Source organism: Vibrio sp. YT-18 (assembly GCF_033337345.1).
Classification (GTDB): Bacteria; Pseudomonadota; Gammaproteobacteria; order Enterobacterales; family Vibrionaceae; genus Vibrio; species Vibrio alginolyticus.
The window spans coordinates 73,915-85,819 of the sequence record NZ_JAWOQO010000002.1; the positions used below are offsets into that span (position 1 = coordinate 73,915).

12 protein-coding genes are annotated in these 11,905 nt (G+C 44.6%); 11 read left to right on the forward strand and 1 reads right to left on the reverse strand.

What is annotated here, in order from left to right:
* The first annotated feature begins 1 nt into the window (after position 1).
* From truA to purF, 6 genes are all read left to right on the forward strand, one after another.
* The gene (truA, locus tag R7M72_RS02620) at positions 2-796 is read left to right on the forward strand and encodes a tRNA pseudouridine(38-40) synthase TruA (protein WP_005380566.1); all 795 of its coding nucleotides are present in this window, start codon (positions 2-4) and stop codon (positions 794-796) included.
* Between the two features lie 197 nt (positions 797-993).
* Complete coding sequence (accD, locus tag R7M72_RS02625) at positions 994-1,920, forward strand: acetyl-CoA carboxylase, carboxyltransferase subunit beta (RefSeq protein ID WP_005380583.1); 927 nt, start codon at positions 994-996, stop codon at positions 1,918-1,920.
* Positions 1,921-1,966: 46 nt separating this feature from the next.
* Positions 1,967-3,229 (forward strand): bifunctional tetrahydrofolate synthase/dihydrofolate synthase, encoded by a 1,263-nt coding sequence (gene folC, locus R7M72_RS02630; RefSeq protein WP_053349561.1) that lies wholly within the window; start codon positions 1,967-1,969, stop codon positions 3,227-3,229.
* A 14-nt stretch (positions 3,230-3,243) separates the two neighbouring features.
* A complete protein-coding gene (locus R7M72_RS02635) occupies positions 3,244-3,837 on the forward strand; it encodes an SPOR domain-containing protein (protein WP_017820797.1) in 594 nt (197 codons plus the stop codon).
* A gap of 61 nt (positions 3,838-3,898) precedes the next feature.
* Positions 3,899-4,390, forward strand: coding sequence for a CvpA family protein (locus R7M72_RS02640; RefSeq protein WP_065645034.1), 492 nt, complete (start codon positions 3,899-3,901; stop codon positions 4,388-4,390).
* A gap of 37 nt (positions 4,391-4,427) precedes the next feature.
* Entirely contained in the window at positions 4,428-5,942 is a 1,515-nt protein-coding gene (purF, locus tag R7M72_RS02645; RefSeq protein ID WP_005380592.1) for an amidophosphoribosyltransferase, read from the forward strand.
* Between the two features lie 66 nt (positions 5,943-6,008).
* Here the strand turns inward: purF and R7M72_RS02650 are convergent, their stop codons facing one another.
* The gene (locus R7M72_RS02650; protein ID WP_005384959.1) at positions 6,009-6,884 is read right to left on the reverse strand and encodes a LysR family transcriptional regulator; all 876 of its coding nucleotides are present in this window, start codon (positions 6,882-6,884) and stop codon (positions 6,009-6,011) included.
* 289 nt (positions 6,885-7,173) lie between these two features.
* Here R7M72_RS02650 and R7M72_RS02655 point away from each other — a divergent pair, with 289 nt between their 5' ends.
* The 5 genes from R7M72_RS02655 (at position 7,174) to dnaX (ending at position 11,877) form a co-directional block, all read left to right on the forward strand.
* Complete coding sequence (locus tag R7M72_RS02655) at positions 7,174-8,280, forward strand: response regulator (RefSeq protein ID WP_005380606.1); 1,107 nt, start codon at positions 7,174-7,176, stop codon at positions 8,278-8,280.
* Between the two features lie 223 nt (positions 8,281-8,503).
* Positions 8,504-8,635: a hypothetical protein gene (locus R7M72_RS02660; RefSeq protein WP_005380608.1), complete on the forward strand. Its 132-nt coding sequence runs from the start codon at positions 8,504-8,506 to the stop codon at positions 8,633-8,635.
* A 33-nt stretch (positions 8,636-8,668) separates the two neighbouring features.
* Positions 8,669-9,055, forward strand: a complete 387-nt coding sequence (locus R7M72_RS02665) for a YbaN family protein (protein WP_080276930.1) — start codon at positions 8,669-8,671, stop codon at positions 9,053-9,055.
* A 162-nt stretch (positions 9,056-9,217) separates the two neighbouring features.
* Positions 9,218-9,763: an adenine phosphoribosyltransferase gene (gene apt, locus R7M72_RS02670; protein ID WP_005380615.1), complete on the forward strand. Its 546-nt coding sequence runs from the start codon at positions 9,218-9,220 to the stop codon at positions 9,761-9,763.
* An 8-nt stretch (positions 9,764-9,771) separates the two neighbouring features.
* Entirely contained in the window at positions 9,772-11,877 is a 2,106-nt protein-coding gene (gene dnaX / locus R7M72_RS02675) for a DNA polymerase III subunit gamma/tau (protein ID WP_318056020.1), read from the forward strand.
* Positions 11,878-11,905 lie beyond the last annotated feature (28 nt).

Sequence of the window (11,905 nt, forward strand, 5' to 3'; positions counted from 1 at the left end):
GATGAGAATCGCATTAGGTATCGAGTACAACGGTACAAACTACTTTGGTTGGCAGCGCCAAAGAGAAGTGAAAAGTGTCCAAGAAGAGCTAGAGAAAGCATTGTCCGTCGTCGCTAATCACCCAGTTGAAGTTCAGTGTGCTGGTCGGACAGACGCAGGCGTGCATGGCACGGGACAAGTTGTGCACTTTGATACCAACGTTACTCGAAAAATGGTAGCTTGGACCATGGGCGCAAACGCGAACATGCCAAGCGATATAGCGGTTCGTTGGGCTAAGGAAGTTTCAGATGATTTCCATGCAAGATTCTCAGCGACAGCTCGCCGTTATCGTTACATTATTTTCAATCATGCTTTACGTCCAGGCATCCTAAACTCGGGGGTTAGTCACTATCATGGTGAGCTCGACGAGAAAAAAATGCATGAAGCAGGGCAGTTCCTACTTGGCGAAAATGATTTTACGTCGTTTCGCGCGGCGCATTGTCAGTCTCGCAGCCCATTTCGAAACTTGATGCATCTGAACGTTACGCGCCATGGGAACTATGTGGTTATTGATATTAAAGCTAATGCGTTCGTGCATCATATGGTTCGTAATATCACGGGTAGCTTGATAAAAGTTGGACGTGGCGAAGAGAGTCCTGAATGGATCAAGTGGTTATTAGAAGCCAAAGATCGCAAACTAGCGGGTGCGACAGCGAAAGCGGAAGGTCTGTACCTGGTAGATGTAGACTACCCAGAAGAGTTTGGGTTACCTGAAGTGCCGATCGGTCCACTGTTTTTACCAGATAATTTGAACTAATTTTACAAACTTATTTCAAAATATCGGTAGTGTTTACATTGAATGTGAACGGAAAACATACGCTATTTACGATATCAAAAATAGGTACAACCAGTTTTTTATCTACAGTAGCTGCAAGATATGGTTTAATCCGTCGGTATTATGTCGAATTTATATCTTTCGCAATGAAGCGGAAGAGTTGAGAGAAAAGGTCTTCCATGAGTTGGCTTGAAAAGATTTTAGAGAAAAGCAATCTAGTAAGTTCACGCAAAGCTTCTATCCCAGAAGGTGTGTGGACTAAATGTACCTCTTGTGAACAGGTTTTATACCATGCTGAACTAGAGCGTAACTTAGAAGTTTGTCCAAAGTGTAACCATCACATGCGTATGAAAGCGCGTCGTCGTTTGGAAACATTTTTAGATGAAGGTAATCGAGTTGAATTAGGTTCTGAACTTGAGCCACAGGATAAACTGAAATTTAAAGATTCTAAGCGATACAAAGAGCGTATCTCTGCTGCACAAAAAAATAGCGGTGAGAAAGATGCGCTAGTTGTGATGCAGGGTGAATTGCTTGGTCTGCCGCTTGTGGCGTGTGCGTTTGAATTCTCCTTTATGGGTGGTTCAATGGGTTCAGTCGTTGGTGCTCGCTTTGTGAAAGCAGTGGATGCAGCCATTGAAAATAACTGTGCGCTTGTTTGTTTCTCAGCAAGTGGTGGTGCTCGTATGCAAGAGGCTTTAATGTCTCTTATGCAAATGGCAAAAACCAGTGCTGCGCTTGAGCGTTTATCAGAAAAAGGTCTGCCGTTTATTTCTGTTCTAACTGACCCTACAATGGGTGGTGTATCAGCAAGTTTGGCTATGTTGGGTGATATCAACATCGGTGAACCTAAGGCCCTCATTGGCTTTGCTGGTCGTCGTGTAATCGAGCAAACTGTACGTGAAGATCTTCCTGAAGGTTTCCAGCGTAGTGAGTTCCTACTTGATCACGGTGCTATTGATATGATCGTTGACCGTCGTGAAATGCGTCAGCGTGTGGGTGGTCTTATCGCTAAGATGACTAACCACAAGTCTCCTTTGGTGGTTTCGGTTAACGAATCTCCAAATGAAGAGCCATATTCTGTACCAGAAGCGGACGAAAAAGGGTAAAGTATCAACTAACATAAAAACCAAAGAATTTAATGGTTAAAGTTAGATGACCCAAAACCCAACTCCTCAAGCCACATCTTCATTAGAGATGTGGCTTGATTATTTAGCAAATATTCATTCCTCAGCAATTGATCTAGGCTTAGACCGTGTCCAAGCGGTAGCAAACAAAGCCAATCTTACCAAACCAGCTCCAACCGTAATCACCGTTGCCGGAACCAATGGCAAAGGCTCAACGTGTGCGTTAATGGAAGCCATTTTACTTGATGCTGGCTATTCAGTCGGTGTTTACAGTTCTCCGCACCTGATTCGTTACAACGAGCGTGTACGCATTAATGGCGTCGATGTTGTAGATGCAAAGCACTGTGAAGCATTCGATTATGTAGAAAAGCAGCGTGGTGATATTAGCCTTAGCCTCTTTGAATTCGGTACACTTGCTGCGCTACGTATTTTCCAAGTAGAGAAAGTTGACGTTGTCTTACTTGAAGTAGGACTTGGCGGCCGTCTAGACGCCACTAACGTTGTTGACCATGATGTTTCTGTTATTACGAGCTTAGCGATCGATCATGTGGATTGGCTTGGTGATGACATCAATGTTATTGGCTTTGAAAAAGCGGGCATTTACCGTTCAGGGAAGCCAGCAATTTGTGGTCAACCAACGCCACCAGCGACCGTGGCGGCTCATGCTGACGATATTGGTTCTGAGTTCTTCCAAGTAGGTATTCAGTACGATTACCAACTAACTGATAATGGTTGGAAATGGAGCAGTGGGGCATTTGAGTTAGAGGATTTACCAATCCCATCGCTACCATTACAAAATGCAGCCACTGCACTGATGGCACTAGGGGCTTCGGAATTGCAAATCACTGACATAAATATTGTCAATGGCTTGAATAATGCTCGTTTGGCGGGGCGTATGCAGGTACTGCATCACGAACCTGAAATAGTCCTTGATGTCGCTCATAACCCGCACTCTGCTGAGTATTTGGTAGAGAGAGTGAAGCAACAATATCTGGGTAAGAATATCCATATTGTGGTTGCAATGCTGCATGACAAGGACATTAAAGCAACCATTGAAGCTCTAACTCCAGTTGCAACACAATGGTATCCAGCGTCGCTTACTGGACCGAGAGCGGCGACCGCTGATGAATTGTGCCAATACTTACCTGATGGGCAAGTTCATTTTGAAAACCCTGTTGACGCCTTCGAGAGTGCGAGAAGCCACGCAAAGACAGGAGACGTTATTCTGGTGGTTGGCTCATTCCATACCGTCGGAGAGGTATTGGAACATTGGCAATCAAATAATAAATAAGTAAAGGTATTTTGATGGCAAGTAAATTCCAAAGTCGTTTAGTCGGCACCATCATTCTAGTCGCAGTCGGAGTCATTGTTCTTCCCGATGTGCTAGATGGTAAGAAACTGCACTACAAAGAAGAATTTGCCAGTATTCCTATCAAACCAGAACTTGATAGTGATGTGGAAAACTTCGAAATATTAGAGCCAGTGGAAGACGACATTACGTTACCGGATTCTCCGGTTGAAGCTGTAGTGCAAGAACGTGAGGATGCTCAAGTAGCCGTTTCTGAGCCCGAGCCAGCGCCAACATCTAAACCTGAGGTCATCAAACAACCAGAGCAAGTTGAGGTCGTCACTCGTCCTGTTCAAGAGAAAAATCAATATGAAGATTCAGCTTGGATCATTCAGTTGATGGCACTTAAGAATCACGAAAATGCTGTCGCGCTTGTCGCGGATTTGCAAAAGCGTGGTTATCAAGCTCACACAAAGAAAGAAAACGAGTTTACGAGAGTGATTGTTGGCCCTGATGTGTCAAAAAGTAAACTTGAACGACAAGTTCAAGAATTACAAAAAATTACAGGTTCAAAAGGTCAATTGCTTAAATTTAAGCCATTAAATCCATAAGAAAACGTTTGCGTCAGCATTTTTTCTGTTAAAATGCGCGCCAACTTAAGATGAAGAAAAGATGAATTGGATAGATTTTATCATTTTAGGTGTGATCGGATTTTCAGCTCTGATCAGTTTAGTTCGCGGTTTTGCTAAAGAAGCTTTGTCTTTGGTGATTTGGTTCGGAGCGTTTTTTATCTCCAGTAATTACTATGCCAAATTGGCGGTGTACTTCACCAACATCGAAGATGATATGTTTCGTAACGGAGCGGCGATTGCGGCGTTATTTGTCGCAACCTTGGTAGTTGGTGCAGTGGTGAATTACGTCATTGGCCAACTGGTACAAAAAACAGGCTTATCGGGTACCGACCGACTTCTTGGGATGGTATTTGGTGGTTTACGCGGAGTTTTAATTGTTTCTGCGGTGCTGTTTTTTATGGATGCATTTACTGCATTCCCAAGCTCAGATTGGTGGAAAGCGTCACAGTTAGTTCCTGAGTTCAAACGTGTGATCGCTCCCTTCTTTGAGCATTTACAAGCAACATCAAGTTTTCTGTCTGGCACTATCTAGTAGTGCCAGCTACTGTCGCCAAATCGAGGATTAGGACATGTGTGGTATTGTTGGAATCGTGGGCACTACGCCTGTAAATCAGTCTATTTACGACGCGTTAACGGTGCTACAGCATCGTGGCCAAGATGCCGCTGGTATTTGTACCATAGAAAGCAATCGTTTTCGTCTGCGTAAGGCGAACGGTTTAGTCAAGGATGTATTTGAAGCAAGACACATGCAACGCCTGCAAGGCGAGGTCGGAATTGGTCATGTTCGTTACCCTACAGCAGGCAGTTCAAGCGCTTCAGAAGCTCAACCTTTCTACGTAAACTCTCCTTTCGGTATTACACTTGCCCACAACGGTAACTTGACTAACGCTAACGAAGTTCGTCAGAAGCTGTTTGAAAAAGATCGCCGTCATATCAATACCACTTCAGACTCTGAAGTATTACTAAATGTACTGGCGCACGAAATTGACTCAGTAAAAGGAAATGTCACGACCGAAGACGTATTCCGCGCAGTCACCAATGTTCATCGCACAATTCGCGGTGCTTATGCTGTGACCGCCATGATCATTGGTCATGGTATGATTGCATTTCGTGATCCACACGGTATTCGCCCGCTGTGTTTAGGTAAGCGTGAAGTTAACGGCAGAGCAGAGTACATGGTTGCGTCTGAATCGGTGGCATTGGATGCGGTCGGTTTTGATTTCGTCCGTGATGTTGCACCTGGTGAAGCGATTTACGCAACGTTTGACGGTGAGCTTTACACGAAGCAGTGTGCAGATAATCCTAAGCTGAACCCTTGTATTTTCGAGTTCGTGTACTTTGCTCGTCCAGATTCGTTCATCGATAAAATTTCGGTATACAGCGCTCGCGTTGAAATGGGTAAAAAGCTGGGCGAACGTATTCGTGAAGATTACGCAAACCTTGATATCGATGTTGTCATTCCTATCCCTGAAACGTCTTGCGACATTGCACTGCAAATCGCACAAGCGATCGATATCCCTTATCGCCAGGGTTTCGTGAAAAACCGTTATGTTGGACGTACGTTTATCATGCCTGGCCAGCAACAACGTAAGAAATCAGTACGTCGCAAGTTGAATGCTATTCGTTCGGAATTCAAAGGTAAGAATGTGTTGCTGGTGGATGACTCTATTGTTCGAGGTACAACGTCAGAGCAGATTATTGAGATGGCTCGTGATTCTGGTGCCAAGAAAGTGTACATGGTCTCAGCGGCTCCTGAAGTTCGTTTCCCAAACGTATACGGCATTGATATGCCAAGTGCTACAGAGCTTATTGCCCATGGCCGTGACAACGATACAATTTGTAAGCAGATTGGTGCCGATGCGCTTATTTATCAACGCCTAGAAGATTTGGTAGAGGCGGTCGGTCTTGGAAACCAAGATATTACTCAGTTCGATACATCCGTGTTTAACGGCGAATACGTAACGGGTGATATTGACCAACAATACCTAGATTTTTTAGATGGTCTTCGTAACGATGATGCGAAAACACAACTTGAAATCCAACAGGATTTAGCAAACCTAGAGCTTCATAACGAAGGCGCATAGGATGCGCTTTCTTAAGTCGTAAAAAAACCAGAGCTTTGGCTCTGGTTTTTTGTTTTCGCTATCTAATTAGTGAATGTTATAAGCGATCACAAAGTCAATAAAGAGGCGAACTTTCTCTGGCAGGTGGTCTTTGTGGTTGTAAAGCATATAAATGTCGCGCGGGTTTGCACTCCAATCTGGCAGTACGCGTACCAAATCGCCGCTCTCGATGTACTCTTTGATCATGACATCTGGCATTAGTGTGATGCCTAAACCTTCGGAACAAGCACTGCGCACCACATTGAGCGCGTTTGCTTGAAAACGACCACGATCAACATTCACCACAGACTCGCCTTTGCTATTAATCAAGGTCCACTTAATAAGTGGGTACCCTTTTAGCAATGAATGGTTAGAGAGCTCTTCTGCATGGTGTGGCGCAGGATTTGAGGTTAGATAGTCAGGGCTTGCAACGAGAATATCCTTCACTTCGCCAATCTTACGCGCGATGAGGCTAGAGTCGCGTTGCGGTCCCACTCGAAAAATTACATCCCATTCAGTAGGGTCAAGCTTGTCCGCATTATTCTCTGTCGTTAGCTCAATGTTGATGTCCGGGTACTGCTTCATAAAGCTGTTGAACATCGGCATCATCATTCGTTTAGTTAAGTTGTAAGGCGCGGATATCTTAATCTTGCCGGATGCTCCTCGGCAGTCGTCAGTGATTTCCTCTGCTGCGGTTGTTAGCCTTTGTAGTAAAGGAGAGCACTCATGGTAAAAACGTTCCCCTGCTTCAGTGAGCGAAAGTTTGCGAGCATGACGGTTCAATAGTCGAAGATTGACAGAGTCTTCTAGCGCTTGAATGCGTCGGGTGATGGTCGCAACCGGGATCATGGTTTTTCGCGAAGTTGCGGTGTAGCTCCCATTTTCGACAACCAGTCGAAACAGGTTTAAGTCATCTAATTTCATATTTCCAGACACATTAAATTACCGATTACGGTTAATTTATAATTAACTTTGTGATCAAAGCTTGCTTTAAGTCAACATGTTGCATCATTTGAACACAGCAACCCTGTTTGAGTAAATACTGTTATACGCCGTAATATTTGTATTAATGCAGTTTCCGAGCTAAGTTTTATAACAAGGTAAAGCGGCCTCAGGTCTTGCTGTGACACGTTTTGCTGGAAGTAAACACAACAAAAATAATGACTTAATAATAAATCTGTTTTTTTGACTGAGCTTTGTGAGGGATAAAGGTATGTTTAAGACTCACAGTCAAACGGCAATGGTCTCGGCACAGGAAGTGATTAATCAAAAACTAATAATGTTGGTGGACGATGATCCAATATTTCGTAAAGTAACCAATGCCTATTTAGAAAGTCAGGGTTTTAAAGTAGTAGAAGCAGAAAACGGCCTAGAAGCGCTTCAACAACTCAGGGAATGCCAACCCGATCTTATCTTATGTGATTTATCGATGCCGGTCTTAGATGGTATCGAGTTCGTCGAAGAAGTTAGTCTCGAATACCCATATATGCCGCTTATCGTGGTATCAGGCACGGATGAAATGTCCGATGTCGCGAAAGCGTTGCGATTTGGTATTAAAGATTTTCTTCCTAAACCGATAGGTAATTATGAGCACCTATCTCAGGCGATAGAGAATACGCTAGAAGATACCGATAGCCACTTCTCAGAACAACGTGACTTTTCAAGTCAGTGGTTCAGGGTTGATGATGGTGGTGAAATCCCGGATGAACAAGAGCTGTATTGGCATCTGGAGTATTTGCAACAGAATCCGAGTGCGGCAAGAGATTTACTGCAAGCGCTATTGCCAGAGAAGGATGCTGCTCAGGGAGATTGGCGCTGCTCGTATCGTTTATTGCAATCGACGGATGTGATGCCCTTGGTTTTCGATTATCGTTGGTTAATGAATGGTCAATTTGCGTTTTATCTCGTTGATTCTGCTTCCCAAGCTAATGATGGAGTTGCGACGACATTGCTCGTTAGGGCATTGTTTGACGACTATCTCCGTAACTTGAAAAGTTTCAGTGCTGATCTCAAGGACATGGTAGGGATCATTGAAAAAGGAATTGAGTGTTCGGAGTGTGCGGGTGCAGTCAATGCTGTGTTTGGTGTCGCCGACCTCGCTTCATCCTCGGTCTCTATATTGCCTGCGGGTTTAGATAGCCATTGGTCTGACGGAAATACGAATCAACACATCGCAGCAGGTAACCGTTTAGGGGGAGGAAGTATGAAAAACTTCATCACCCGCGATTTACCGCTTAGTGTTGCAGGACAGTTATCTATCGGGTGTTTAGGTTCTTCAAGTTTTAGTTTAAGTATTACCCGGAAATCCCGACTAGTATAATTATGACTTGCAAACCAATAAGCAGCGTCCTGACGCTGCTTATTATCTTTTTAGAACCACCAAAACAACATACGTTTAGTTCAATAACCTTACTTTTTACTGGTGTTTAGATTTGGCTGTTTAATGTATAGTCAGCGCTTAAAACAATAATGACCCATTTGTGCAACGATAATTTAACGCTGTGCCTTGGGAGAAGCAAAGTCAACTAGTGAGAAGACACATCATGGCAGACAAAGATTTTAAAGAGCCTTATAATATTTTTTACTTTTTAGGTTTTATTGCAGTTCTTTTGATCCCAACACTTCCTGCAACGCTAACCTGGCTTCGTGTAATGAATGGTTACGCAGGCTTTTAATCTAGCTATTTTGTACCGGAGTTCACCATTCGTATTAAGCGTTACTTTTTCAATACTGTTGGTGGACTCTGTATTGTGCTCGGCATAGCCGGCATAGCCCTTCCACTGTTACCCACCACACCTTTTATTTTGCTTGCTAGCGCATGTTTTATGCGTGGTAGCCCCGCATTTCATCAATGGTTACATAACCACAAAACGTTTGGACCCATTCTCGACAATTGGCATAAGCATCGGGCTGTTACTTCAAAAGTAAAAAAGCGTGGTGCGATTTTTATTGCGCTTAGTTTCATGGTTTCAATCGTTGTTGTCCCCCTCGTTTGGGTAAAAATTGGTCTTTTAGTGATGCTAATCGTTTTACTCAGCTGGTTTATGCGTCTGCCTGTGATTGAGTTGGTTGCTGACCGAGAAGAAAATCACTAAGATTGTAGAGAATAGTGTGCCCGCTCTTCGAGTGGGCGTTTGTATTTTCAGCGCCTGTGACTTTTACGAAAATAAGCACATAGTGGTGAAAACCTATTGTTCGTTGCCCTCGTGATACTGCGATTAGAGAGGGCGATGAGCCAATCTAAGTAAATCGGTATTATGACTACAGAAACAATTTCACTGATCAAATCTAGCATCAAAAGCATCCAAGACTACCCAAAGCCAGGCATTCTATTTCGTGATGTGACGAGCCTTCTTGAAGACGCGAAAGCATACCAAGCGACGATCAACTTACTTGTTGAACGTTACAAAGATATGGGCTTTACCAAGGTTGTGGGTACGGAAGCCCGTGGCTTTCTATTTGGCGCGCCTTTAGCGCTTGAGCTAGGTGTTGGTTTTGTACCAGTGCGTAAACCAGGCAAGCTACCACGCCCTACTGTTGCTCAATCTTATGAGCTTGAATACGGCGTTGATACACTAGAAATCCATACAGATGCCATCGTTGAAGGCGACAAAGTACTGGTTGTCGACGATTTATTGGCAACGGGCGGTACTATTGAAGCGACGACTAAGCTGATTCGCCAACTGGGTGGTGAAGTTGAGCACGCTGCGTTCGTTATCAACCTACCAGAAATCGGTGGCGATAAACGTTTAGAAGCACTAGGTCTAAACGTGTACAGCATCTGCGATTTTGAAGGACATTAATACATTCAATGAGTTATTTAGCTTTAGCGCGAAAATGGCGTCCTAATCAGTTTGACCAAGTTGTCGGACAAAAACATGTCCTGACGGCGTTGGAAAACGCACTGGCGCAAAACCGTTTACACCATGCTTATCTGTTCAGCGGGACTCGTGGTGTGGGTAAAACGAGTATCGGTAGGCTGTTTGCCAAAGGCTTGAACTGCGAAACCGGCATTACCGCGACACCTTGTGGTAAGTGTGATACTTGTCGTGAAATTGATGAAGGTCGCTTTGTCGATCTTCTTGAAATCGACGCAGCATCACGTACTAAAGTTGAAGACACTCGTGAACTGTTAGACAACGTTCAATACAAACCTGCTCGTGGACGTTTTAAAGTGTACCTCATCGATGAGGTGCACATGCTATCGCGTCACTCTTTCAATGCGTTGTTGAAAACCCTGGAAGAGCCGCCAGAGTATGTGAAGTTCTTACTCGCAACAACTGATCCACAAAAGCTGCCTGTCACTATATTGTCGCGTTGTCTTCAGTTTCATCTGAAACCAATCAGCGTTGATGATATTCACCAGCAACTTGATTACATCCTAGGTCAAGAGCAAGTTTCAGCAGAGCCAAAAGCGTTGGGTATGATCTCACATGCTGCAGATGGCAGTATGCGTGATGCTCTTAGCTTGACTGATCAAGCAATTGCTTTAGGTAACGGTGCGGTGCAAACTGATATTGTCAGCCACATGTTGGGGACGATTGATACCGACCAAGCGATTCACTTACTGGAGTCAATCAGCAGCAAGCAACCTCAACAAGCCATGGATAAAATCCAGCAATTAGCAGCAAATGGTGTTGAGTGGGATGGTTTGTTGCAGCAAGTCGCAACACAGCTTCATCGAATTGCGATGTATCAAGCGCTGCCAGCGTCGCTAGACCGAGCACAACCAGATGCAGAGAAAATTGAGCTGTTGAGTAAAGCTCTAAGCCCGCAAGACGTTCAGCTTTACTATCAAATTGCATTGAAAGGTCGTGAAGATTTGACCCTCTCGCCAAATGGGAGAGTCGGTTTGGAAATGATTGTGCTGCGTATGATGGCGTTCCGTCCATCAAATAACAGTGGGGCAAATGTTGTTTCTAGTAACTGCGAGCCAGCGTCATCTCCGGCTCAAAGTACCAGTCAACCAAAGGCTGCGCCAGCTCGGACAGTAGCAGCTCCTCGAGCTCAGCAGCCGAGTCCAGCACAAAGCTCACCACAAGTGGCGCCTCAACCTTCATCCAATTCACAACCTGAATATCACGCGAGTGGATATGAGACGGTTCCGCCACAGTATGATATGGCGCCGCCGATGAGCGAAAACCCTGCACCGCAGCATGAAACGCCACCTCAACAAGTGCAAGAGAGCGTTTCAATACCGGCGCGCGGTGGTCTAAGCGGTTTACGTCACCAATTACGTTCTCAGCGTCAAGGCCTACAACAGAACACTCCTCAAAATGGTGGCTCAAAAAAGCCTAAAGCGGCATCTGCACAACCAGAATCGGTTATCGACCGAGTAGCGCAATTGCATGGCAATTCCGCGCAGGTGTCGCCAAACTCAGCTCCGAAGTCGACGGAGCCACAAGTTGAGGAAGCGTATCGCTGGCGTCCAAGCAAGCCTGTTGAGACAAAAGTAAATACAAAACTGACACCTACGCAGCTCAAGCAGGCACTTGAGCATGAGAAAACGCCTGAAATGGCACAAAAGCTCATCGATGAGTCATTAGAACATAATGAATGGGCGAAGCTCATCAGCTTAATGGAGATCCCTAAGCTGGTAGAGCAACTTGCGCTAAACTCTCATTATAGTAAGGAAGGAACAACCGTTTCGTTACTATTGAGAAGCAGCCAAGCTCATTTGAATACTGATAGAGCTCAAGCCGAATTGCTCAAAGCACTTAATACCGTGTTAGGTGAAGAGTGCCACATGAGCATCGAAATAGGGGAGAGTGGAGAAACACCACTTGAACTGAGAGATAGGCTCTACCAAGAGAAATTACAGCAAGCGCTGAACAGTTTAGAAAACGATCCAAATGTTCAATTTATTGAACGTCGTTTTGCTGCAGAGCTTGATAAAGATAGTGTGCGCCCTATCTAATAATCGAATGGAATGGGGTTGAAAACCC